The organism is Paraburkholderia lebeckiae (assembly GCF_014201005.1).
Taxonomy (GTDB): domain Bacteria; phylum Pseudomonadota; class Gammaproteobacteria; order Burkholderiales; family Burkholderiaceae; genus Paraburkholderia; species Paraburkholderia tuberum.
On the sequence record NZ_JACHDK010000002.1, the window covers coordinates 604,545 to 628,607 of the forward strand.

Sequence of the window (24,063 nt, forward strand, 5' to 3'; positions counted from 1 at the left end):
GACGTCATTGCTTCGCGTAACGCCGCGCGTGCTCGGGCCAGTCGTCGGGCACGATAAAACCGCGCGAGCGTTCAAGTACACGCCCCGTGTTGTCTTCGATGAATCCGGCGACCATCGTCGGGCCGTGTTGCGGTGAGATCTGCGCGGCGAGCGTGTTTGCGTCGACGTAGCACGTGTCGTCCGCACCGGCTTGCGTTCGATCTTGCGGCGCGAGCCATTCGAGCCGCGGCAACACTCGCCACCTGTGCGCATGCGCGCACGCGAAAGCCGGCCAGTCGCGCTGCGTGACCCACCAGCCGCGACCGTGCGCGGGATCGAGTTCGGCAGGATCGGTGGGCATCTCGCCATGCCGGTAAAACAGCCAGCCTTTGACGAACATCTGCGGCGTCCACTCGCCCGCATAGCCCGTCGAGGCAAATTCCTCGCGTGCGCTGAGCGGCAACTGATGAGCGAGCAAATGCGCGAGCTTCAGATCGAAGCGGTCTTTCAGATTGGGGCCGACATAATCGGCGAGACGCGCCGCCTCTGCCCCATTCGCATCGCCCGCATGCAGATAGCACTTCACCGCGAGTTCCCAATGCAGTCGCGCGCCCTGGCGCGTGCGCACGAGGAAATCACATTCACCGAGCGTGAGACCCGCATGTCGTAGCGGCACACCCGCTGCGATCAGTTGCGTCGCCGGTCCATGACGAAGGAAAAAGCCCAGCAGGCGTTCGGCGTAGCGGCCAAGGCGCGTGATTCGCGTTGCCGCGAGATCCTGACGCAGAAGTCCCGGCGCGGCGTCGAGCGCGCGCAGCCAGTCGAGCGTGGCCCGCAATTCCTGCGGTGTGCCGAAAGGATCGGCGAGCGCGCCTGTGGGAAGCTGAGGGCGCAACAGATTGGGACTGAGCAGCAGCCACGCGAGATCGCGGACAGCGGGATCGCGCAGCGCATCGACTAAAGCATCGCCACGCAAACCCAGCAAGGTATCGAGAAGCGCCGCGCGGCTGACAGACGCGGCGGGCATGCGCGCCGCCGGTCCCTCGGGCATCGTCACTTTGATTCGTTCGACGGCACGCCGCCGTTCGCGAGCCACGTGGAACGCGCGAGGCACAGGTCCGCCCAGGCCTTGGCCTTGTCGGGCAGGCTACGCAGCAGATAGGCCGGGTGATAGGTGACGATCACCGGCACGCCCTCGTACGTATGCACGCGGCCGCGCAACGACGAAATGCTCGCGTCGGTCTTGAGCAGACTTTGCGCGGCGAAACGGCCGAGCGCGACGATCAGCTTCGGCTTCACGAGCGACACCTGACGCTGTAGATAAGGCTCACAACGCGCGACTTCGTCCGGCTGCGGATTGCGATTGCCAGGCGGCCGGCACTTGATCACGTTCGCGATATACACGTTGGTGCCGCGCGCGAGCGTGAGCGAGTGCAGCATGTTGTCGAGCAGCTTGCCGGCCTGGCCAACGAACGGTTCGCCTTGACGGTCCTCGTTCTCGCCGGGCGCTTCGCCGATCAACATCCAGTCGGCCTCGCGATCGCCGACGCCGAACACCGTGTTCGTGCGCTTCTCGCACAGCCGGCACGCCTCGCATCCGGCGACGCGCTCGGCGAGCGCGTCCCAGTCGAGTGAGTGGATAGACGGCAGCGCGGGCGCGTCGCGGCGCGCTTCGGCGGGCGCGGGGGCCGATGCGGCCGGATCGTCGAACCACGCGAAGTCGTCCTCGGAAGGGGCGTCGAAAGTCGGCGGGGCTGAAAAGTCAGTTTGCGGTTGTGATGTTTCGCGCCGCGCTGCAGTTTCGTCGAAGCGCGCAGTGGATTCGCTCTGCGCTTGCGGCGGCTGCACCTCGGCCGACGCGCGCAGCGCTTCGCGCGAGGTCTGTGTCACAGGCTCCGCGCGACGCACGTCGTCTGCGTGTTCCCGCAGCGACTGCAACGGCTCCTCCGCTTGCTTCAGCGTCGCGGGCTCGCAAGACGGCTGAGTTGCGTCATCCGCCATAGCCGCGTCGTCGCGCACCGGCGCACGTCGATCGCCGGGCGTTTGCGCCGCAATTGCATCACTCTGCCCGGCCTCCTCGCGCGCCGCGAGACCGCGACGCACCCACAACGGCGCGAGTCCGAATTCTTCGAGCACCGATTCATGCAGCGCCATCTGCGCCCTCCGTGGCTAACGACAGACGCATCACGATCGCGTCCTCCCGGCCGCGATGCCGCGCCGGATAATAATTTTTGCGCCGGCCGATCGACGCGAAGCCGAAGCGCTCGTACAACCGGATCGCCCGATGATTCGACGGCCGCACTTCGAGCAGCAGCCCCTCGAGCCTCTCCGCGTGCGTGATGCGCACCGCCTCGCGCAGCAGCGCGAGGCCTGCGCCTGCGCCTTGTGCTTGCGGCGTGACGCATAGATTCAGCAGATGCATTTCATCGACGACTGGCATCAGCACGCAGTAGCCGATCAACGTCCCCGTCACGTGACGCAGACAGACGCCGAAATAGCCATTGCGCAGCGAGTCGCCGAAGTTGCCGCGGCTCCACGGAAACTCATACGCGAGCTTCTCGATCGCGGCAACTTCGTCCAGGTCGCTTTCGGTCATCGGCGACATGTAGCGGTCCGTGAGCAGCACGCCGCTCATGGGCGCGCCTCGTCGTGGGACGGTTGGCCTGAGCCGCCATCGGGCGCGTGCTGCGCGGACTGCTCGGCGCTATGAGCCGCTTTGGCTGATTTCGCCGCTTTGTCGGCCATGCGCTCTGCGGTCGTCTGCGCGACCTTGTCGCGCACGTACTCGGGTGCGGCCTGATCGGCGCGCACCGTGCGGCCCGCATGAAGCGCGCGCAGCGCCGCGTACGCGAGCGGCAACGCATGCGGCAACGCTTCGCCATCGACGCTCCGCGCGGCCGCCACCGCCGGCAACCGCTCGCCGAACGCGGCGGCCGCGTTGCCGGCGAGTGTGAACGGCACGTCGGGCAGCACGAGCCGCTCGGGTGCATCGAGCGTCGCCGTCTGCACGGTGCGCCATTCGTGTTGCGTGTCGTCCCACGCGTAGTCGGCCCAGTAGATTTCGTCCATGCGCGCGTCGAGCGCGGCGAGCACGCGCGTCGTCGACGGATCGCGCAGGCGGGCGCTCTCCGCGCACGCGAGCAGCGTGCCGATCGGTACGACCGGCAGGTTCAGGCCGAACGCGAGGCCTTGAGCCACGCCGGTCGCCGTACGCAGTCCGGTGAACGAACCCGGACCCGAGCCGAACGCGATCGCATCGCAATTCGCCAGCGTGAGGCCGGCTTCGTCGAACAGTTCGCGGATCGCCGGCAGCAGGCGGGTACTGGACACCGCGCCGGTTTGTTCGTGACGAACCCAGACGCGCGGTTCGGCGCTGGGCTGACCGGCGGCATCGACGGACGCGGACACGAGCGCCGCCGAGCAGAACTCGGTCGATGTATCGAGGGCAAGAAGCACTGTTTGAGTCATGGACCGTATTGTAATCGGCGCGGTGCGCGTGAATGGTGGATTGCGCGGCCGCGCTGCCCGGCTTCGCGGCCGCCACCGTTTGGAATAAGCCCTCGGCCCCGCGGCGGCGGGCAATTGGTATGATTTTCGGCCGACCTCATCTATCCCGCCACGCGGGCCAAACGACCATGACCGACATCAATTCCCAGTTCGAGCAAGCCCAGCAAGACGTCAAGCAATTGCCCGAGCGTCCGGGCAATCTGACGCTGCTGCGTCTCTATGCGCTCTTCAAGCAGGCGAGCGAAGGCGACGTGCACGGCGACAAGCCGGGCTTCACCGACATTGTCGGCAAATACAAGTACGATGCGTGGGCGGCGCTCAAGGGCACCGCGCAGGACGCTGCGAAGCAGCAATACATCGAAGTCGTCGAATCGCTCAAGAGCGGCGCCGCGGCCTGAGTTTCCGGAGCGCCAGTCATCTGTCGAAATGGCCGTCTGGCAATTCTGCGACCGCCTCGCGGCGATTTCGGACACGAAGCTCCGGGCCGCCGCCCTCACTCGCCTACTTCATTCCGGCACTTTCTTCTGTCGGAACTGCCTGAATGGTGGCGCAGTGCAGCAAATGTCGCTATAATGCCGCCTGCGCTTCACTGCTTTGCCCGTTTTTTCCAGCGGTCCTCGCGGCGCAGCGTCCATAGCGTTTGCTCCAATCCAGTTTAGAACCTGTCCCCTTCTGCCTAGCCCCCTACGGGCTCAAGTCCCAGGCTGGCGACTCGCCATGTTGGCACGTCGCATCCGATACAGCTTCTAACGAAAAACTCGCCTTCACTGTCGCGAGTTGCCCCCGTTTTTCGATTTGCTCGCTGCTGTTTTGCTCGCTGAATCCGACGACTTGGGTATGCCGATTGGCGTTGACGTTTTCATCCGATGAACCACCCAGGATCGTTTTCAAGGATTCACATGACTTTGAGCCACACCCCCAGCAGCCCGTTGAACGCCGTCGCCGACGAAGCACTCGGTCTTACGCCCGCCGCTCCCGAAGCCGTCGCACAGGCTGACGCCAAGCCGACCTTCGCGTCGCTCGGCCTGTCCGCGGACGTCGTCTCCGCGCTGACCGCCGCCGGCTACGAGCACCCGACGCCGGTGCAGCAACGCGCGGTGCCGGCAGCTATCGCCGGCCGCGACCTGCTGGTTTCGAGCCCGACCGGTTCGGGCAAGACTGCCGCATTCATGCTGCCCGCCATCGAGCGTTTCTCGCAGTTGCAAAAGACGCAGGCGAGCCAGCCGCGCGAACCGCGCCCGGCCGACGGTGGCCGCGGCCGCCGTCCGCAGCCGGTCGCACGTCCGACCATGTTGGTGCTGACCCCGACCCGTGAGCTCGCGATGCAGGTCACGACCGCCGCAGCAACTTATGGTAAGCACCTGAAGCGCCTGCGCACCGTCAGCATTCTCGGCGGCGTCGCTTATGGCCAGCAGCTGATGCTGCTCGCGAAGAACCCTGAAATCCTCGTCGCAACGCCGGGCCGTCTGATCGACCACCTCGAGCGCGGCCGCATCGATCTGTCGCAACTGCAGATCCTCGTGCTCGACGAAGCCGACCGCATGCTCGACATGGGCTTCATCGACGACATCGACACGATCGTCGCCGAAACGCCGGCTACGCGTCAGACCATGCTGTTCTCGGCCACGCTCGACGGTAAGATCGGCTCGCTGACCGGCCGTCTGTTGAAGGACCCGGAGCGGATCGAGATCGTCCAGCGCCTGGAACAACGCACCAACATCGCGCAAACCGTCCACTACGTCGACGACCGCGATCACAAGGACCGTCTGCTCGACCATCTGCTGCGTGACGACGGCCTCGACCAGGCCATCGTCTTTACGGCCACCAAGATGGACGCCGACCAACTCGCGGGCCGTCTGGCCGATGCCGGCTTCGAATCGGCCGCGCTGCACGGCGACCTGCCGCAAGGCGCGCGTAACCGCACGATCCGCGCACTGCGCGAGCGCCGCGTGCGCGTGCTGGTTGCGACCGACGTCGCCGCTCGCGGTATCGACATCCCCGGCATCACGCACGTGTTCAACTATGACCTGCCGAAGTTCGCCGAAGACTACGTGCACCGTATCGGCCGTACCGGCCGCGCGGGCCGCTCGGGTATCGCGGTGAGCCTCGTGCATCACGCCGAACAGGGCGCGTTGAAGCGTATCGAGCGCTTCGTGCGCACGCCGCTGCCGGTCAACGTCGTCGAAGGCTTCGAGCCGCGCAAGGCCCCGTCTTCGGGTAGTGGCCGTCCTGGCTTCGGCGGCCGTGGTCGTCCGGCTGGTAACGGCCGTCGCTTCGGCAGCGGCTCGGGCAAGCCGGGCGGCTACGGCGGCTCGCGCAGCGGTAACGGCAATGGCAATGGCAATGGCAATGGCAACGGCAATGGCAACGGCGGCGGCTGGGGCAACAAGTCGGCCGGCGGTTCGCGCGACGGCTATGGTTCGCGCGAAAGCCACGGCGGTTCGCGCGAAGGCTTCGGCGGTGGCTCGCGTGACGGCTACGGCGCGCGCCGCAACGACGGTCCCCGTTCGGCACGTCGCGGCAGCTGATAGCGATCCACCTGAGCTACCGGATGGCTTCGCGCCGTCCGTGACACAAAAAGAAAACCGGCGCTCGGGCGCCGGTTTTTTTTCGTCTATCGACTGCCCGCCCCAAATTTCACGATGTAAAAAATTTTTTTGCGTCGTAAAAAATCATGCTGCAAAGCACAAGAAGGACTATTGCAACAGGGAAAATATCGTTTCTTATCGCGAAACGCAGGAATCAAGTCATTGATTTTATATAAAAATAAATATTGGAAAAACGCTTTGCGGCATCTATTGCGCGTCCTTCGATTTGCCTAGACTCTTATATAAGACTTCACGAAACAGAACACCTCTCCGGGCCCGACGCTTCGAGAAGACAGAGTCACCCATCCCCCATAACTGGCATCGAAGGAGCACATCATGACCATGACCCGCGAACAGCAAGTGCAGCAACTCAAGCAGCAATGGGAAGCGGACCCGCGTTGGAAAGGTGTCAAGCGCACCTACTCGGCCGAAGACGTGGTGCGTCTGCGCGGCTCGGTGCAACCTGAGCACACGCTCGCGAAGCGCGGCGCGGAAAAGCTGTGGGCCGCCGTCAACAACGAGCCGTTCGTCAACTCGCTCGGCGCGCTGACCGGCAACCAGGCGATGCAGCAGGTGAAGGCAGGTCTGAAGGCAATCTATCTGTCGGGCTGGCAGGTCGCGGGCGATGCCAACGTCGCCGGTGAAATGTACCCGGACCAGTCGCTGTATCCCGCCAACTCGGTGCCCCTCGTCGTCAAGCGCATCAACAACACGCTGACGCGCGCCGACCAGATCCAGTGGTCGGAAGGCAAGAACCCGGGCGATGAAGGCTACGTCGATTACTTCGCGCCGATCGTGGCCGACGCGGAAGCCGGTTTCGGCGGCGTGCTGAACGCGTTCGAACTGATGAAGGCGATGATCGAAGCGGGCGCGTCCGGCGTGCACTTCGAAGACCAGCTCGCATCGGTCAAGAAGTGCGGTCACATGGGTGGCAAGGTGCTCGTGCCGACCCGCGAAGCCGTCGCGAAGCTGACCGCCGCGCGTCTGGCCGCCGATGTGTCGGGCGTGCCGACCGTGCTGCTCGCCCGCACCGACGCGGAAGCCGCCGACCTCGTGACCTCGGACATCGACGACAACGATCGCCCATTCCTGACCGGCGAGCGTACCGTCGAAGGCTTCTACCGCACGAAGCCCGGTCTCGACCAGGCAATCTCGCGCGGCCTCGCCTATGCGCCGTACGCCGACATGATCTGGTGCGAAACCGGCAAGCCGGACCTCGAGTTCGCGAAGAAATTCGCCGACGCGATCCACAAGGAATACCCGGACCAGCTGTTGTCGTACAACTGCTCGCCGTCGTTCAACTGGAAGAAGAACCTCGACGACGCGACGATCGCGAAGTTCCAGCGCGAACTCGGCGCGATGGGCTACAAGTTCCAGTTCATCACGCTGGCCGGCTTCCACGCGCTGAACTACTCGATGTTCAACCTTGCGTACGGCTATGCGCGCAACCAGATGACCGCGTTCGTCGAAATGCAGCAGGCGGAGTTCGCGGCGGCCGAAAAGGGCTTCACCGCGGTCAAGCATCAGCGCGAAGTCGGCACCGGCTACTTCGACGCCGTCACGCAGACGGTCGAGCGCGAAGCATCGACGACCGCGCTGCACGGTTCGACGGAAAACGAGCAGTTCTTCGACAAGAAGGTCGCCTGAGATCAGCCAGTCGGGTTATGCAGTCCCGTGGCCTGAGCGCAGGAACGATCGGCAAACGTCGAGCGGCACCACCGGAGTGCCGCCGACGCAGGGAGGGCCGTGCCGTCCCGAATTGGCGAGAGCGTCAGCGCGAATGCCGACGGCCGGAGAGTCTGAAAGAAGCCAGCGCGCGGCAAGCGTGCGGCGAACCTGAACGCGCCGGCAGCGCCGCCGGCGCGTTTTTTTTCGAGGGCGGTGCATACCGGCACGCGGCCGGCAGCGCCAAGCGATTCAGCGATAGACGATCACAGGAATTTTCGTATGCGTGAGCACGCGCTGCGTTTCACTGCCGATCAGCAGGCTGCCGAGCCCGCGCCGCCCATGCGATGCCATGAAGATCACGTCGCAGCGCCCCTGCTCGGCCGCTTCGATGATGCCGAGATACGGCGCCGGATGCACGCTCGTGCGGCTCTCGACACTGACGCCGACGCGGTGCGCCGCATGCTCGACTTCGCGCAGATGCACGCGCGCCTCGCGCTCGCTGCGTCGCAGGAACTCGCCGGGCGGTTCGACCACGACATCGGAGAACGGCGAGTACGGATATTGCGGCAGACAGGCGTATGCGGTAACGCGGGCGCCCACGGCCTGCGCGAGGTCGATCGCGCCCGCTATCGCCTTGCGTGACAGATCTGAACCATCGGTCGGAACCAGGATGTGCCTGAACATGATCCTCTCCGTCGCGGGCTGCGCGCAGCACGGCGTCAGCGTCCAACAAAGCCCAGGGTGCAGGCTGCTCGAAACGATTGTAATGCGTATGAAGGCGGGTATTCGCGTCTGTCTGGAGATTGGCGCATCAGTCCCAGTAACCGGGTTCGCCATACGTATGCTTGAGAAAGTCCAGAAACAGCCGCACCCGCAGCGGCAGATGACGGCGCTGCGGGAACACCGCGTGGATGCCGATCGGCGGCGCGGCGAATTCGTCGAGCACGCTGACGAGGCGGCCTGTCGCGATCTCCGCGCCGACCTCCCACCACGAGCGCCACGCGAGCCCGTGTCCGGCGAGACACCATTCGTGCAGCACCGCGCCGTCCGAGCACTCCATCGTGCCGGACACCTTGATCGACACGACCTTGCCGTCGTGCTGAAACATCCAGCCGCGCTGCTGGTTCGCGCTGGCGCCGAGCGCGAGGCAGTTGTGGCGCGCGAGATCGGCCAGGCTGTGCGGCGCGCCGCGCCGACTCAGATACGCGGGCGACGCGACGCATACGCGCCGGTTCTCCGCGAGCTTCAGCGACACCAGCGACGAATCGGGCAACTCGCCGAGACGCACCGCGCAATCGAAGCCTTCGTTGACGAGGTCGACGAGGCGGTCGGACAGATCGAGGGTGATCGACACGTCCGGATGCGCGACCGTGAACGCGGGCACCAGTGGCGCCACGTGCCGACGCCCGAAGCCGGCCGGCGCCGACAGCCGGAGATGGCCGCTCGCCTTCACGCCGCCCGCCGACACGCTCGCCTCGGCGTTCTGCATGTCGTGAAGAATGCGCTGGCAGTCTTCGAGAAAGGCCGAGCCTTCGAAGGTCAGCGTGATCTTGCGCGTCGTGCGCACGAGCAGCTTCACACCGAGGCGCTCCTCCAGTGCGTCGATGCGCCGGCCGATGATCGCGGGCGCGACGCCCTCGGCGAGCGCCGCCGCGGACAGGCTCCCTTTGGCCGCGACAGTGGCGAAGGTCTCGATCTGCTTGAAACGGTCCATGAACGATACGCGCCGCGGCGAGGCGGAAAAGTGAGCAGTGCGCGTCAGATTAGGTACGAAAAAGTAAAAGATCAAGTGATATTTAGCCTATTTTTTAGCACCTAAGGTCAGCAATACAATCGATCCCGACCTCTGACAGGAGCGCATGGCAATGTCGGCCACAACGACACCTTCCCCGCGAGCAGTGATTTTCGACGCCTACGGCACGTTGTTCGACGTGCATTCGGTGATCGCCGCCGCGGAGCAACTGTTCCCCAGCCACGGCGACGCGCTGTCGCAGCTGTGGCGCCAGAAGCAGATCGAATACACGCAATTGCGCACGCTCGCCGCGCGCAGCGATGCCCCCGGCGAACACTACCGCCCGTTCTGGGACATCACGCTCGACGCGCTGCGCTTCGCCGCGAAAAGACTGCAGCTCACGCTCGGCCGCGCGGCCGAAAAGCGGCTGATGGACGAATACGCGTGCCTGTCCGCGTTTCCCGACGCGGTGCCGGTGCTGCGCGCGTTGCGCGAGGCCGCCGCCGCGCCACGCGTGGGGCTCGCGATTCTGTCAAACGGCAATCCTCAAATGCTCGACATCGCGGTAAAGAGCGCCGGCATGAACGCCCTCTTCGATCACGTGCTGTCGGTCGACGCCGTGCGCGCGTACAAACCCTCGCCTGCCGCGTATGCGCTCGGCCCCGACGCGTTCGGCGTGGCCGCGCGCGAGATCGTGTTCGTGTCGTCGAACGGCTGGGACGTCGCGGGCGCGACGTGGTTCGGCTTCACGACGTTCTGGCTGAACCGGCAGAACCTGCCCGTCGAAGAGCTCGGCGTGACGCCGCATGGCACCGGTGGCGGCATGAACGATCTGCTGGACTTTCTGCACACACTCGCGACGTCGTCACGCTCGAGCGGCGGCCGTGGAACGAAAGTTCCTGGCAGTTGCAGTCGCAAGCGCGCCGGCCCGCGCGTATGACGGCGCCCCTCGCATTCGGCGATCCACTTCCCCCTTCTCAACCTTCGCATTTTTGCAATCTGACCGACCAAGGAGAAAACATGGCTAATCCGCTGTCGTTGCCGCAAGGCATGGAAATCACCGGCGACATCAAGCCCGGCTTTGAGGCGATCCTCACCCACGAAGCGCTGGAACTCGTCGCGGTCTTGCACCGTACGTTCGAGCCGCGCCGTCAGCAGTTGCTGCAGGCGCGCGTCGAGCGCGCGAACCGGCTCGACGCGGGCGAGCGGCCCGACTTCCTCGCCGCCACGAAGAGCGTGCGCGAAGGCGACTGGAAGATCGCGCCGCTGCCGCAGGATCTGCAGTGCCGGCGCGTCGAGATCACCGGCCCCGTCGAGCGCAAGATGATCATCAACGCGCTCAATTCGGGCGCCGACTCCTACATGACCGACTTCGAGGATTCGAACGCGCCGAGCTGGGACAATCAGATCACCGGTCATATCAATCTGAAGGACGCGGTGCGCCGCACGATCTCGCTCGAACAGAACGGCAAGTCGTACCGGCTCAACGACAAGACCGCGACGCTGATCGTACGTCCGCGCGGCTGGCATCTCGACGAGAAGCACGTGAAGGTCGACGGCCAGCGCGTGTCGGGTGGCATCTTCGATTTCGCGCTATACATGGTGCACAACGCGAAGGAGTTGATCGCGCGCGGCTCGGGCCCGTACTTCTATCTGCCGAAGATGGAGAGCCATCTCGAAGCGCGGCTGTGGAACGACATCTTCGTCGCCGCGCAGGAAGCGGTCGGCGTGCCGCGCGGCACGATTCGCGCGACGGTGCTGATCGAGACGATCGTCGCCGCGTTCGAAATGGACGAGATCCTGTACGAGCTGCGCGAACATAGCTCGGGCCTGAACGCGGGCCGCTGGGACTACATCTTCTCGGCGATCAAGAAGTTCAAGAGCGACCGCGACTTCTGCCTTGCCGATCGCTCGCAGATCACGATGACTTCGCCGTTCATGCGCGCGTACGCGTTGCTGCTGCTGAAGACCTGCCATCGCCGCAACGCGCCGGCGATCGGCGGCATGAGCGCGCTGATTCCGATCAAGAACGATGCGGCCGCGAACGACAAGGCGATGGCCGGCGTGCGTTCAGACAAGGCGCGCGACGCGGGCGACGGCTACGACGGCGGCTGGGTCGCGCACCCGGGCCTCGTGCCGGTCGCGATGGAAGAGTTCGTCAAGGTGCTCGGCGATCGGCCGAACCAGATCGGCAAGCAGCGCGTCGACGTGCTCGTGAGCGCGACCGACCTGCTCGACTTCCGCCCGGAAACGCCGATCACCGAAGCGGGCTTGCGCAACAACATCAACGTCGGCATTCACTACCTCGGTTCGTGGCTCGCGGGCAATGGCTGTGTGCCGATTCACAACCTGATGGAAGATGCGGCCACCGCCGAGATTTCGCGCTCGCAGGTCTGGCAGTGGATCCGCTCGCCGAAGGGCAAACTCGACGACGGTCGCAAGGTGACGGTCGAACTGGTGCGCGAGCTCGCGGCGCAGGAGCTCGACAAGGTCAAACAGACGGTGGGCGGAGATACGAAGCCGTATGAGCGTGCCGCGCAGATCTTCGAGCAGATGTCGACCGCGGAGCAGTTCACCGATTTTCTGACGCTGCCGCTTTACGAAGAGATTTGATGGTGTCGACGATGCGGGCTCGAGCGCCTTGGGCCTGCTCGAGCCAGGTGATCGCATCAGCTTGAACGACGGCACGCCGCGGACATACGTGGCGCGCCGTTTTTTTTGCTCGCCTTCGTGGACCAGCTCAGCGCGTGCGCCGATGTTCGGCCCAATCTCCTGAACGGATCTCGGGCAGCCCTCTTACCGCGCTCGGCGCGACCGGATAGAAGCGGCAATTCACGACGTTGCCGTCCACTTTGACCATCACCTCACGTGCCAGAAAACGATTCTCGACGCCCGGATACACGGCTTCGATTTCGTCGAGCACCGCGACGAGCGCATCGTCGATTTCATAGACTTCGCCGCGCACTTCGATGCCCGTTTCGTCGACGACGAGACCCGGATAGTCGCCAAAATCGAACAGATGGCCGCGCACGGTGGTACTGCCGAGCAGGCTCGGTGCGGGGATGTCGTTGCGCGCGGCGGCTTCGCTGATGTCGTTGGTTTCACCGGCACGCAGCGTGCCGTAGACAAAGACGGTCTGCATCGTCGTTGAGTCTCCATGGTCAGAGGTGATGTCGGTGGCTCGGGGGCCATCGGGACATTATGCAACGGCGGCCCGTCGGCAACAGAAAACTGGGCACGCTCTACAATGCTTGATGCCCGCGGCGGAGAATGGCCTCGAGCGCGCTTCGCCTTTGCTGCTCCGTGATCCCAACCGACCTTGCCATGACTTCGCCCACCGACTCCGACCTGTCGAGCCGCGTGCGTTTCGCCGACATACCGCCCGAGTTCGCGCCGAACGACATGCATCCGATCCGCGTGCGCTCGCGGCCAATGCCGGCGGGCTGGCATATCGCGCGTCATACGCATGCCTGGGCGCAGGTCGCGTATGCGTCGCGCGGCGTGCTGCGGGTCGCAACGACGGGCACGACATGGATGGTGCCGCCATCGCGCGCAATCTGGTTGCCGCCGCATGTGACGCACGAAGTGGTCGCCGTCGAGGATGCGTTCCTGCGCACGCTGTACATCACCGAGAGTACGGTGCCGGCCGGGCTCGATACGCCGCGCGTCGTCGAAGTATCGAACCTGTTGCGCGAGGTGATTGCCGCGCTCGATACGCCTGGCCTGTCCGCCGCGCGCGAGCAGCTGCTCGGCGCGCTCGCGCTCGATGAACTGACGCGCTCGGAGCCGTTGCCGCTGTCCGTGCCGATGCCCAGCGAAAAGCGCCTGCGCGCGCTGTGCGAGGCCGTGATCGCCGACCCGATGCATGGCGAGTCGCTCGAGCAGTGGGCATCGACGGTGGGCGCGAGCACGCGCACGATCGCGCGGCTGTTCCGCCAGGAGCTGGGTGTGAGTTTTTCGCAGTGGCGTCAGCAGGCGATTCTCGCGCGCGCCATTCCATTGTTGAGCCAGGGACGGCCGCTGTCGCACGTCGCGCAGGAACTGGGCTATCAGAGCCAGAGCGCCTTCTCCGCGATGTTCCGGCGTGCGTTCGGCGCGAGTCCGCGCGCGTTTATCGAGCGAGGCGCCGAGCATCGCGCGAGCAACGGCGAGCATGATGACGCGCAAGCGGATGATGAAACGGCACAGGATCAAGCCGGTTCGACGGACGTCGCCGAGCGGTGAATGGCGACAACTAGCGGTGCGCGTCGGCCATCAATGCGGGGCACACCTCAAACCCGCCGCGCCAGATGACGGATTGCGCCTAGCTGCGCGAGCCGCGGCCCGGCGAGCTTATAGCCCTTGCGCTGATAGAGCCGCGCCGCCGGATTGTCGACGAACACGCGCAACTGCAACTCGCGCAGCCCGCGCTCGCGCGCCCATTGATGCGAGATGTCGAGCAGAAACGTACCAGCGCCAAGCCGACGATATCCTTCGGCGATCTGCACGTCGCGGATATGCAGCGAATCACCCTCCTCGGTGATACGCAGCACGCCCATCGGCACGCCATCCACTTCGAGAATGAAATTCTCCGATTCGCGCCAACTGCCGAGAAACAGATCGCTGCGCCACACCAGATGATGCCGGCGATAGTACCCGCCCATGTTATTGCGGGTCAGCGCCTCGGCAAACTCGAAATCGTCCATGCTGGCCGTGCGCAGGTGAAACGGTGACGGAGCTTCGGTGGGATCGAACATGGCAGGACCGCGAGGACAAGTCGGATAAACGGTAAAACAGGCCGCGCGCGCTGGCAATGGCTGTTTGTCCCGAGCCTTCCGGGAGGCGGCCGGCAACGGCAGTAGAAGCGGAGCGGTTGCGGTCCTATGTGCAGGCGCCATCATCCGCTCACCAGCACGACGACGGCTGCGGACATACACGTTCGCATCGTCGGCATCGCGCACGAAGCAGTGGCCGCGCCGTTCCAGTTCCTTGTCCACCTCGTCGAGCAACACGTTAGCCAGCAACGGCGGATCAGCCGGATCACGCTGGCCTCCCCAATTCGTTTCTGTAGACGGTCAATCAGGATGTCGTGGTTGACCCGGTCGAAGAACTTCTCCAGATCAACGTCCACCACGATTCACCGGCCCGACTACACGTACGACTGCGCGGCAAGCACCGCATCGTGCGCACGCCGTCCGGGCCGGAAGCCGCAGCTGTGCTCGTTGAAGGAAGGGTCCCAGAACCGGCTGCAGCACCTGCTGCAGCGCCTGCTGGATCAGCCGGTCCGTTACCGTCGGGATGCCAGGCTCGCGCTCACCTCCGTCCGGTTTCGGGATCGTCACCCGCCTTACCGGACTGGGCCGGTACGTCCCCTTCAGCAAAACTGTTCACGGATCGCGGGCCACGCTGTCACCGGATCGCGCGACGTCTGGTCAATGTCCAGACCGTCCACGCCAGCGGCTCCCTTGTTGGCCCGTACCCGTTTAAACGCGTGCTTCAGGTTCTCTCTCGTCAACGCCGCTACCAGTAGCGATGACAGCGATGACCCTGTGTCCCCGGATTCATGGCGCGGGCGACAGGCTTCGTCGCTCACGGAAATAGGCGCAGCTTCACCGTGCGTGCCTTCCGATCGCCCCCTTGCGCGGGCATCTGACGCAATTCCTGTCGCATCGGCATGGCGCTGGACACTCCCTCCCGTTCGGCCCTTCATCACCAGCTTCAGTCTCACCGATCTGTCCTGCGACTACCACGGCCTCTGCTGACTTCTAGCTCCGGCTCGACGCCGTCGCCCTTTCAGGCATGAGGCGAAATCTCCCTAGGTAGAGCGCACTCCTTAATCGCACAGCCGCCGCATTTACACCGCTTCGCCTTGGTCACGAGAGCTTCGCGGTCTTTTGCTCGCCCGCCGTGCTTGGCAACGCCTTCAATGCAGTTCTTGTTCATCGGCTCGCGATTTACGCTCCACGCTTCCTTCCCACATTCGGCCGCCCTCATGCAGTTGCGCTTCACTTCATTCGCTGTGACCAGCTTATGGCGGGACTTGCACCCGCAGGAGTGCGCCCATGCTGGGGCACAACAAAAAAAAGCCCACTTCTTGCGAAGTGGGCTTTCTCAAATCTGGCGGAGCGGACGGGACTCGAACCCGCGACCCCCGGCGTGACAGGCCGGTATTCTAACCAACTGAACTACCGCTCCAGATTTTGCATCGCAGCCTGCGATGCCATACTCACAGCTTGCTGCACCGTTCAAACTTCCAACCGAACGACGCCGATGTTCTGGCGTCCCCTAGGGGATTCGAACCCCTGTACTCACCGTGAAAGGGTGATGTCCTAGGCCTCTAGACGAAGGGGACAACGTACTGCTTACACCTTTAATGAAAAAGCCCGTTCAAGTATGTGTGAACGGGCTTTGTCTGGCGGAGTGGACGGGACTCGAACCCGCGACCCCCGGCGTGACAGGCCGGTATTCTAACCGACTGAACTACCACTCCAGTCTTTACACCCTGCTTGCGAGCGTCGGTTAATTCTCCGCAAGCTGCGCTGCTTTACTACTACTCGAATACTAAAGCGACGCTGATGTTTGGCGTCCCCTAGGGGATTCGAACCCCTGTACTCACCGTGAAAGGGTGATGTCCTAGGCCTCTAGACGAAGGGGACAAAATCTTTTCAGATCCGTCTCAATTCGCTTTTGACTTGATCAACTCGCGCTAACTTTTCAGTTAATTCGCCAAGCTATTTTCTGGTCAACAGCGAAGACCGCTACTTTAACTACATTTCAGCGATTTGTGAAGTCTTTTTTCTACAACCATCAGACTTCTTAACCACTTTAACCTCTCTGCTCTGTTGGTGGAGGTAAGCGGGATCGAACCGCTGACCTCTTGCATGCCATGCAAGCGCTCTCCCAGCTGAGCTATACCCCCGCGCACATCAGAGAAACGAGATTCTAGAGGGCGATCTGCGCTTTGTAAATACCCTTTGAGCAATTACATGCGGATTTTTCCGGCGGCATGCGAAACCTCTGACGCACGCCGCCAACGGATTAGCCAAGCGCTTTTTCGATGCGGCTAACGACGACGTCGCGACCGAACAGCATCAGCACGCTATCGATCGACGGTGTATGCGTCGTACCGGCCACCAGCAGACGCACCGGCATCGCGAGCTGCGGCATCTTCAGCTTGTGCGTGCCGAGCGTCGCTTTCAGCGCGGCAGCGATCGCCTCCCTGGTCCATTCGACCGTCTTCAATGCAGCGGCCAGATCAGCGAGCGCCGGACGAACCGCATCGGTTACGTGCTGTGCAAGCGACTCAGCGTCGGGTGCCGGCGTGCGATAGAACATCGCGGCGTTCTGCGCGATCTCCTTCACGGTCGACGCCCGATCCTTCATCAGTCCCACCACGCCCGTCAGATCCGGACCTTGGGCGAGTGTGGCTTCCTCGATGCCGAGCTCCGCGTAGAACGGTTTCGCCAGTTCGGCGAGGCGTGCGTTGTCGGCTTCCTTGATGTAGTGCGCGTTGAGCCAGTTCAGCTTGTCATGGTCGTACTGCGCCGGCGACTTGCCGAGGTGCTCGAGATCGAACCACTCGACGAACTGCTCGCGCGTGAAAATCTCCGCGTCACCATGCGACCAGCCGAGGCGCGCCAGATAGTTGACGACCGCTTCCGGCAGATACCCCGCATCGCGATAACCCATCACGCTCATTGCGCCGTGGCGCTTGCTCATCTTCTCGCCCTGCTCGTTCAGCACGGTCGGCAGGTGTGCATACACCGGCGGCTCGCCACCGAGCGCGCGCAGTATGTTGATCTGGCGCGGCGTGTTGTTGACGTGGTCGTCGCCACGAATCACGTGAGTGATGCGCATGTCGAGATCGTCGACGACGACGCAGAAGTTATACGTCGGCGTGCCGTCTGGACGCGCGATCACGAGGTCGTCGAGTTCTTCGTTCGAGATTTCGATGCGGCCTTTCACCGCGTCGTCCCACGCGACCACGCCGGTCAGCGGATTGCGAAACCTTAGCACCGGCTTCACGCCCACGGGCGGCTCCGGCAGCACCTTGCCCGGCTCCGGGCGCCACGTGCCGTCGTAGCGCGGCTTTTCGCCTGCTTCGCGCTGGCGCTCGCGCAGCGCGTCGAGCTCTTCGGTCGACATGTAGCACGGATAGACAAGCCCCGCCTCCTGCATCTGCTTCAGCACTTCGCGGTAGCGGTCCATGCGCTGCATCTGGTAGAACGGGCCTTCGTCGAAATCGAGGCCGAGCCACGCCATGCCTTCGAGAATCGCGTCGACGGATTCGGTTGTGGAGCGCTCGAGGTCGGTGTCCTCGACCCGCAGCACGAAGGTCCCTTTCATCTTGCGCGCGAACGCCCACGGATACAGCGCGGAGCGGATGTTGCCCAGGTGGATGAAGCCGGTGGGACTCGGTGCGAAACGGGTACGAACGGAGGTGGTCATTAGCGGTTACTCGGAAAACAGGCGCCGGCGCTCAGGCGAACATGACTGCGAAGCGCGGCAACGAAGCGTGCCCATGCCGCATGCGATGTCGCGCACGGCCACGAGGGAATAAGTGCAAGAGCCGAATTATACCTTCCGCACGCGGGTTGCCGTCCTCGTCCGATCGGCCTAAGGCGCATGGGCGAACGGCGTCCGGATATCTGCGTATGCACCTTCCCAGCGCTCGCCCAACTCATCTTGAAAAAGCGCCGCGCCAGTTCCGAATACTTCCTCTGCAACGTTTCATTACAGCGGACCGCGCGAGCCGATCGTTTGCATTAAGATGTGCGCGCGCTGCGATGCGGGCTTACCGCACATCGATCCGATACGGAGCGAACACCGCTGCAGCGCGCGCAATCGCCGTCGGCGATCCGCCCAGTCTGCCCTCAGCCTGATCGCGGTGCGCGCGACGCCGCCCGCGTCGCCCGCGCCGTTGCTGGAGAACTCGTTGAAACCCTCATCCCCGAACTTGAGCCGCCGCAGCTTTTCGCTGGCGGCCGCATCCGCGGTGCTTGCCGCCTGCACCACGACCGCCGGCAAACTCGATGGCACGCCGATCACCACGACGCCCGCCGTTCCCCCGCCGCCTGAAAAAGCGCAACAGAAGCCGGTTCGCGTCGCGCTCGCTCTCGGCGGCGGCGCCGCGCGCGGCTTTGCGCACATCGGCGTCATCAAGGCTCTCGAGGCGCGCAATATCCAGATCGACCTGATCGCCGGCACGAGCGCCGGCTCCGTCGTCGGCGCGCTGTACGCGTCGGGCATGAACGGCTTCGCGCTGAACAAGCTCGCGCTGTCGATGGACGAAGCGTCGATCAGCGACTGGGCGATGCCGTTTCGTACGCGCGGCTTCCTGCAGGGCGTCGCGCTGCAGAACTACCTGAACACGACGCTGAACAACCGCCCGATCGAGAAGATGGCGAGGCCGCTCGGCGTGGTCGCGACAGATCTGCAAACCGGCCAGCCGATCCTGTTCCAGCGCGGCAACACCGGCATCGCGGTGCGCGCGTCGTGTAGCGTGCCGTCGATTTTCGAGCCGGTGAAGATCGGCGGTCACGAGTACGTGGATGGGGGTCTCGTGAGTCCGGTACCGGCGTCGTTCGCGCGCAAGATGGGCGCGGATTTCGTGATCGCCGTCGATATTTCCCAGCGACCGGAAACCGGAGTCACGACAAGCTCGTTCGACGTGTTGATGCAGACCTTCACGATCATGGGCCAGACGATCAAGGCCTACGAGCTCGACAAGTACGCCGACGTGGTGATCCGGCCGAATCTCGCGGCAATGAGCGGCAGCGATTTCTCACAGCGCAACGCCGCGATTCTCGCCGGCGAGGAAGCGGTCGCGAAGATGATGCCGGAGTTGCAGCGCAAGCTAGCCGCGCGGCGCATGGGAGCCTGAAAGCCCGGTGGCGCACAGTCGCTGTGCGTCGCCATGGCAAAAATGCGCGCATCAAACGCAAAAAGCCTGCTTCGAACGAAGCAGGCTTTTTTATCGCCCGGCGCAGCGCGGAATCAGTTATTCCCGCCGATCGTCGCGGTCACGCGCTTGCGCAGATCGTCGGCCTGATACGAGGTCTCGATCCGACGCGCACCCGTAAAGCGTTTTTCCCAGTAGCCGTCATCCATGTCGTCGACGCGGATCGTGCTGCCGGTGGACGGCGAGTGCACGAACTTATTGTCGCCGATATAGATGCCGACGTGCGAGAACGTGCGGCGCATCGTATTGAAGAACACCAGATCGCCCGGCTTCAGGTCGCTTACCCGCACCTTCTCGCCCAGGCGGCTCATTTCCTCGGCACGGCGCGGCAGCGCGAGACCGAGCGTGTCCTGAAACACGTAGCGCACGAAACCGCTGCAATCGAGCCCCGAATCAGGCGTATTGCCGCCCCAGCGGTAGCGAACGCCGATCATGTTCAACGCGCCGACCACCACGTCGCCCGCTTTGCCGGCCATGCCCGAAAGGAACGATTTGGCGCTGCCGCTTTCGCTGCCGGCGGCCTTGGTTTGCGGAGTGAGAAGAGAAAGAGGATCCGAGCCATTAGTGGTCGGATATGAGGCATTCTGATTAAAACCGCTTACTTCGTCGGCGAACGCGCCGGGAGCTGCTGCCATCAAGACGCCAATGAACATCCCGGCGACGACGCGCGTGCAAGCCTGGGTGAAGTTTCTGTGCTGCATTGGTCGGTAGTTTTTGCCAAAAAATCAGGGGTCTAGAAAAAAAGTTTGCTCGATACTAGCCAGTAAGTATTTGCGTGTCAAAAGGAATAGGAAAAATCAATCGACAGGCGCACTCAATTGGGGAAAGGGTGAAAAATCAACGATCAAGCGCCGCTTTCAGCAGCTTTCGCGTGTAAGGGTGCGCGGGGGCAGCAAAAATTTTCTCGACTTCGCCGGTCTCGACGATCAATCCGTTTTGCATCACCAAGACTCGGTGCGCCATCGCCCCGATCACTTCCAGGTCGTGACTGATGAACACGAAGCCGAGGTTGTATTTGTGCTGCAAACCGGTGAGCAGCTTGAGCACCTGCTGCTGGATCGAGACGTCGAGCGCGCTGGTCGGTTCGTCGAGGATCAGCACGCGCGGCTCGAGTACCAGCGCGCGCGCGATCGCGATGCGCTGCCGCTGCCCGCCCGAAAATTCATGCGGATAGCGATACAGCGCGGTCCGGTCGATGCCGACTTCGCGCAGCACCGCGACGACCTTGTCGCGCCGCGCCTGCGGAGTCATCTGCGGACGATGCAGCGCGAGCCCCTCGCCGACGATCCGCTCGATCGTCTGCCGTGGCGACAGCGAACTAAAAGGGTCTTGAAAGACGACCTGCATATTCGAGCGCAGTGCGGTCTTTTCGCCGCCGCGATAGCTCGCGAGCGCCCTGCCCTGAAACTGGATCTCGCCACGCGCGGTGCGCTGCAGACCGAGCAGTGCCATCGCGAGCGTCGACTTGCCCGATCCCGATTCACCGACGATCCCGAGCGTCTCGCCCTGGCGCACCGACACGTTCGCCGCGTCGACCGCGCGAAACCGCCCCGCGCCGAACCAGCCACGCAGGCCGGGCAGTTTCGTTCTGAAGTCGACCGCCACGTCGCGCGCTTCGAGCAGCACCGGCGAGATCGGCAGCACCGGCACGACCTCGCGCTGCGGCCGGCTCGCGAGCAGCCGCTGGGTATACGGATGGCGCGGCGCTTCGAACACCTGCTCGACCGTGCCGGTTTCGACCAGCACGCCTCGCTCCATCACCGCGACGCGCTGCGCGAAGTGACGCACGAGGTTCAGGTCGTGCGTGATCAGCAGCACGGCCGTGCCGCGCTTTTGTGCTTCGTCGCGCTGCAGTTCCAGCAGAAGCTCGACGATTTGCGCGCGAATCGTCACGTCGAGCGCGGTGGTCGGCTCATCGGCGAGCAACAGGCGCGGCCGGCAGGCGAGCGCCATCGCGATCATCGCGCGCTGCCGCTGCCCGCCCGACAGCTGATGCGGGTAGCTGTTGATGCGCTTCTCCGGCTCGGTGATGCCGGTGCGCGCGAGCAGCGCGACCGCCCGCCTGCACGCTTCGGTCGCGCTGACGCCGTCATGCACGACGATCGTTTCCGCAATCTGGTCGCCAATCGTATACAGCGGATTGAGCGCGGTCATCGGTTCCTGGAAGATCATCGCGATGTCCGAGCCGCGCAGGCCACGCATCGCACGCTCGCTCTTCGCGAGCAGATCTTCGCCATCGAAGCGGATCGCCCCGCTCACCTGCGCGTCGTTCAGCAGGCGCAGCACCGACAGCGCGGTCACGCTCTTGCCCGAGCCCGACTCGCCGACGAGCGCGACGCGTTCACCGCGCGCGATCGCGAGCGTGACGTCGTCGACGGCCACCGTGTCGCCGAACGCGACACGCAGATGGTCGAGTTCGAGCAGCGGCGTGTCCGTCGATTGCGGATCGATTTGCGGCAGCGGGCTCATTGACCACCTCCGGCGTGTATCGCATCGGCGATACGCGTGTCGAGCGCGTTGCGCAGCGCGTCGCCCATGAAGGTCAATAGCAGCAGCATCGCCACCAGCACGCCGAAGGTCGACACCGAGATCCACCACGCGTCGAGATTCGCCTTGCCCTGAGCGAGCAGTTCGCCCAGGCTCGGCGTCGGCGGCGGCACGCCGAGGCCGAGGAAGTCGAGGCTCGTCAGCGCGAGAATCGCGCTGCTCATGCTGAACGGCAGGAACGTAATGACCGGCGTCAGACTGTTCGGCAACACGTGACGCCACATGATCTGCCAATGGGACAAGCCCATCGCGCGCGCGGCGCGCACATAGTCCTGCTGGCGATTGCGCAGGAACTCGGCGCGCACGTAGTCGGACAGGCCGATCCAGTTGAACAGCGACAGCAGCACGATCAAAAGAGCGAAGCTGCGCTCGAAGATCGATGAAAAGATGATCAGCAGATAGAGCTGCGGCATCGCGTTCCAGATCTCGATCAGACGCTGCCCGACGATATCCGTTCGCCCTCCGAAGTAACCTTGCACTGCCCCCGCGACGATGCCGACGATCGTGCTGATCACGGTCAGCACGAGGCCGAACACGACCGACACGCCGAAGCCGTACAGCAGACGCGCGAACAGATCGCGGCCACGGTCGTCGGTGCCGAGCCAGTTCTCGCGCGACGGTGGCGCCGGGTTGGGCGCCTTCGAAAAGTAATTGAGCGTGTCGTAGTAGTAATGATTCGGCGGATACAGCGCGAAGTTTCCCGGCGCATCGAAGCGGTGACGGATGTACGGATCGAGATAATCGGTCGGCGTGGGGAAGTCGCCACCGAAGGTGGTCTCGGCGTAGGTTTTGACGAGCGGGAAATACAGATGGCCGTCGTAGCGCACGACGACCGGCTTGTCGTTCGACCACAGCGGCCCCACGAGGCTCGCCGCGAACGCGACGACGAAGATGATCAGGCTCCAGTAGCCGAGACGCTGCTGGCGAAAACGCTGCCACACGCGACGCGCCGGCGACGGCGACATCAGTGCGCGCGCGGGTTCGGTGCGCGCCGCCGCGTCGGCGGAAAGGCGGGCTCGATTCATCAGCGCTCCAGTTGTTCGAATTGGATGCGGGGATCGACCCACACATAGCAAAGGTCGGAGATCAGCCGCGTGACGAGGCCGATCAGCGTGAACAGATACAACGTGCCGAGCACGACCGGATAGTCCCGCCGCATCACCGATTCATACGACAGCAACCCGAGCCCGTCGAGCGAGAACAGCGTTTCGATCAGCAGGCTGCCGGTGAAGAACGCGCCGATGAAAGCGCCCGGGAAATTGACGATCAGCGGCAGCAGCGCATTGCGAAACACGTGCTTCCACAACACTCGCCGCTCGGACAAACCTTTTGCACGCGCGGTCAGCACGTACTGCTTGCGGATTTCGTCGAGGAACGCGTTTTTCGTCAGCATCGTGACGACCGCGAAGCTGCCCACCACCGACGCCGTGATCGGCAGCGTGATATGCCATAGATAGTCGAGGATCTTGCCGACGAGGCTCAACTGGTCCCAGTTGTCGGAGGTGAGGTTGCGCAGCGGAAACAGCTGCAGGAACGTGCCGCCGCCGAACAGCACGAGCAGCAGCACGCCGAGCACGAAGCCCGGAATCGCGTAGCCGACCAGCACGACGAGGCTCGTCGCGATATCGAAGTGCGAGCCGTTGCGCACCGCCTTCGCGATGCCGAGCGGCACCGATATCAGATAGGTGAGAAAGAACGTCCACAGGCCGATGCTGATCGACACCGGCAGCTTCGACACGATCAGCGACCACACGCTTTGATGACGGAAATAGCTCTGGCCGAGATCGAAGGTCGCGAAGCGCTTGAGCATCAGCACGTAGCGTTCGAGTGGCGGTTTGTCGAAGCCGTACAGCTGCTTCAGTTGCGCGATCTGTTGCGCATCGACGCCGCTATGCGAGCGCAGCCCGAACGGCGAGGCGCCCTCCGCGCCCTTGCGCAGTTCGTGCTGCATCTGCTCGACGGGGCCGCCCGGCACGAACTGGATCACGACGAAGGTCAGCGTCAGCACGCCGAGCAGCGTCGGGATCATCAGCAGCAGGCGTTTGAGGATGTAACTCCACATAGGCGGTGTTCCAGTGCGAACGCGTTGGTGGGGGCGATGG

The 24,063-nt window shown here is 64.0% G+C and carries 21 protein-coding genes, 5 tRNA genes and 1 pseudogene; 7 read left to right on the forward strand and 20 right to left on the reverse strand.

From position 1 onward, the window contains the following. Positions 1-4: 4 nt before the first annotated feature. From HDG39_RS05985 to tsaB, 4 genes are read right to left on the reverse strand one after another with little or no spacing between them, the layout of a single operon-like run. A complete protein-coding gene (locus HDG39_RS05985; RefSeq protein ID WP_260327554.1) occupies positions 5-1,030 on the reverse strand; it encodes a DUF1853 family protein in 1,026 nt (341 codons plus the stop codon). A gap of 2 nt (positions 1,031-1,032) precedes the next feature. After that, positions 1,033-2,133: a uracil-DNA glycosylase gene (locus HDG39_RS05990; RefSeq protein ID WP_184004023.1), complete on the reverse strand. Its 1,101-nt coding sequence runs from the start codon at positions 2,131-2,133 to the stop codon at positions 1,033-1,035. After that, positions 2,120-2,614: a ribosomal protein S18-alanine N-acetyltransferase gene (gene rimI, locus HDG39_RS05995; protein ID WP_018417621.1), complete on the reverse strand. Its 495-nt coding sequence runs from the start codon at positions 2,612-2,614 to the stop codon at positions 2,120-2,122. Before rimI ends, HDG39_RS05990 begins: the two co-directional genes overlap by 14 nt. Next, positions 2,611-3,447, reverse strand: coding sequence for a tRNA (adenosine(37)-N6)-threonylcarbamoyltransferase complex dimerization subunit type 1 TsaB (gene tsaB / locus HDG39_RS06000; protein WP_184004025.1), 837 nt, complete (start codon positions 3,445-3,447; stop codon positions 2,611-2,613). The genes rimI and tsaB overlap by 4 nt, the downstream gene beginning before the upstream one ends. Positions 3,448-3,614: 167 nt before the next feature. On the opposite strand from tsaB, the gene HDG39_RS06005 reads away from it, so the two are divergent. After that, positions 3,615-3,884, forward strand: a complete 270-nt coding sequence (locus HDG39_RS06005; protein ID WP_184004027.1) for an acyl-CoA-binding protein — start codon at positions 3,615-3,617, stop codon at positions 3,882-3,884. A 286-nt stretch (positions 3,885-4,170) separates the two neighbouring features. Here the strand turns inward: HDG39_RS06005 and HDG39_RS06010 are convergent, their stop codons facing one another. Then, positions 4,171-4,377 (reverse strand): hypothetical protein, encoded by a 207-nt coding sequence (locus HDG39_RS06010; RefSeq protein ID WP_184004029.1) that lies wholly within the window; start codon positions 4,375-4,377, stop codon positions 4,171-4,173. Between the two features lie 8 nt (positions 4,378-4,385). Between HDG39_RS06010 and HDG39_RS06015 the strand changes: the two genes are divergently transcribed. Together HDG39_RS06015 and aceA are read left to right on the forward strand one after the other, a co-directional pair. Next, on the forward strand, positions 4,386-6,014 hold the full coding sequence (locus HDG39_RS06015) for a DEAD/DEAH box helicase (RefSeq protein WP_184004030.1): 1,629 nt from the start codon (positions 4,386-4,388) through the stop codon (positions 6,012-6,014). 402 nt (positions 6,015-6,416) lie between these two features. Beyond that, positions 6,417-7,721 carry an isocitrate lyase gene (gene aceA, locus HDG39_RS06020; RefSeq protein ID WP_026225311.1) on the forward strand — a complete coding sequence of 435 codons (1,305 nt, stop codon included), beginning with the start codon at positions 6,417-6,419 and terminating at the stop codon, positions 7,719-7,721. Between the two features lie 270 nt (positions 7,722-7,991). Here the strand turns inward: aceA and HDG39_RS06025 are convergent, their stop codons facing one another. Together HDG39_RS06025 and HDG39_RS06030 are read right to left on the reverse strand one after the other, a co-directional pair. Continuing rightward, positions 7,992-8,426: a universal stress protein gene (locus HDG39_RS06025; protein ID WP_018417615.1), complete on the reverse strand. Its 435-nt coding sequence runs from the start codon at positions 8,424-8,426 to the stop codon at positions 7,992-7,994. A gap of 127 nt (positions 8,427-8,553) precedes the next feature. Beyond that, entirely contained in the window at positions 8,554-9,456 is a 903-nt protein-coding gene (locus HDG39_RS06030; protein WP_184004033.1) for a LysR family transcriptional regulator, read from the reverse strand. A gap of 151 nt (positions 9,457-9,607) precedes the next feature. Between HDG39_RS06030 and HDG39_RS06035 the strand changes: the two genes are divergently transcribed. Then, positions 9,608-10,414, forward strand: a complete 807-nt coding sequence (locus HDG39_RS06035) for a haloacid dehalogenase type II (protein WP_184004034.1) — start codon at positions 9,608-9,610, stop codon at positions 10,412-10,414. An 80-nt stretch (positions 10,415-10,494) separates the two neighbouring features. Continuing rightward, the gene (gene aceB, locus HDG39_RS06040; RefSeq protein WP_184004037.1) at positions 10,495-12,087 is read left to right on the forward strand and encodes a malate synthase A; all 1,593 of its coding nucleotides are present in this window, start codon (positions 10,495-10,497) and stop codon (positions 12,085-12,087) included. A gap of 127 nt (positions 12,088-12,214) precedes the next feature. Here aceB and HDG39_RS06045 read toward each other — a convergent pair whose 3' ends face one another. Further along, a complete protein-coding gene (locus HDG39_RS06045) occupies positions 12,215-12,616 on the reverse strand; it encodes a gamma-glutamylcyclotransferase family protein (protein WP_184004039.1) in 402 nt (133 codons plus the stop codon). A gap of 182 nt (positions 12,617-12,798) precedes the next feature. Between HDG39_RS06045 and HDG39_RS06050 the strand changes: the two genes are divergently transcribed. Beyond that, positions 12,799-13,698 (forward strand): AraC family transcriptional regulator, encoded by a 900-nt coding sequence (locus tag HDG39_RS06050; RefSeq protein ID WP_184004041.1) that lies wholly within the window; start codon positions 12,799-12,801, stop codon positions 13,696-13,698. Between the two features lie 47 nt (positions 13,699-13,745). Here the strand turns inward: HDG39_RS06050 and HDG39_RS06055 are convergent, their stop codons facing one another. The 8 genes and pseudogenes from HDG39_RS06055 to gltX form a co-directional block, all read right to left on the reverse strand. Beyond that, a complete protein-coding gene (locus HDG39_RS06055) occupies positions 13,746-14,210 on the reverse strand; it encodes a GNAT family N-acetyltransferase (protein ID WP_018417609.1) in 465 nt (154 codons plus the stop codon). A 123-nt stretch (positions 14,211-14,333) separates the two neighbouring features. Continuing rightward, a pseudogene (locus tag HDG39_RS34890) lies at positions 14,334-15,129 on the reverse strand (reverse transcriptase domain-containing protein); the annotation flags it as partial. Positions 15,130-15,571: 442 nt separating this feature from the next. After that, positions 15,572-15,648: transfer RNA gene (locus tag HDG39_RS06065), tRNA-Asp, on the reverse strand. An 81-nt stretch (positions 15,649-15,729) separates the two neighbouring features. Continuing rightward, a tRNA-Glu gene (locus HDG39_RS06070) sits at positions 15,730-15,805 on the reverse strand. Positions 15,806-15,866: 61 nt separating this feature from the next. Continuing rightward, positions 15,867-15,943 (reverse strand) — tRNA-Asp (locus HDG39_RS06075). Positions 15,944-16,033: 90 nt separating this feature from the next. Beyond that, a tRNA-Glu gene (locus HDG39_RS06080) sits at positions 16,034-16,109 on the reverse strand. A gap of 187 nt (positions 16,110-16,296) precedes the next feature. Continuing rightward, positions 16,297-16,372: transfer RNA gene (locus HDG39_RS06085), tRNA-Ala, on the reverse strand. A 119-nt stretch (positions 16,373-16,491) separates the two neighbouring features. After that, positions 16,492-17,901, reverse strand: a complete 1,410-nt coding sequence (gene gltX, locus HDG39_RS06090; RefSeq protein ID WP_184004043.1) for a glutamate--tRNA ligase — start codon at positions 17,899-17,901, stop codon at positions 16,492-16,494. A 322-nt stretch (positions 17,902-18,223) separates the two neighbouring features. Between gltX and HDG39_RS06095 the strand changes: the two genes are divergently transcribed. Next, complete coding sequence (locus HDG39_RS06095; RefSeq protein ID WP_409259151.1) at positions 18,224-19,336, forward strand: patatin-like phospholipase family protein; 1,113 nt, start codon at positions 18,224-18,226, stop codon at positions 19,334-19,336. 113 nt (positions 19,337-19,449) lie between these two features. Here the strand turns inward: HDG39_RS06095 and HDG39_RS06100 are convergent, their stop codons facing one another. The 4 genes from HDG39_RS06100 to HDG39_RS06115 form a co-directional block, all read right to left on the reverse strand. After that, entirely contained in the window at positions 19,450-20,115 is a 666-nt protein-coding gene (locus HDG39_RS06100) for a C40 family peptidase (protein WP_184004047.1), read from the reverse strand. Between the two features lie 136 nt (positions 20,116-20,251). Further along, entirely contained in the window at positions 20,252-21,883 is a 1,632-nt protein-coding gene (locus HDG39_RS06105; RefSeq protein WP_184004049.1) for an ABC transporter ATP-binding protein, read from the reverse strand. Continuing rightward, positions 21,880-22,986 (reverse strand): ABC transporter permease, encoded by a 1,107-nt coding sequence (locus HDG39_RS06110; RefSeq protein ID WP_184004051.1) that lies wholly within the window; start codon positions 22,984-22,986, stop codon positions 21,880-21,882. The genes HDG39_RS06105 and HDG39_RS06110 overlap by 4 nt, the downstream gene beginning before the upstream one ends. Then, positions 22,986-24,023, reverse strand: coding sequence for a microcin C ABC transporter permease YejB (locus tag HDG39_RS06115; protein ID WP_013089745.1), 1,038 nt, complete (start codon positions 24,021-24,023; stop codon positions 22,986-22,988). The genes HDG39_RS06110 and HDG39_RS06115 overlap by 1 nt, the downstream gene beginning before the upstream one ends. Between the last annotated feature and the right edge of the window lie 40 nt (positions 24,024-24,063).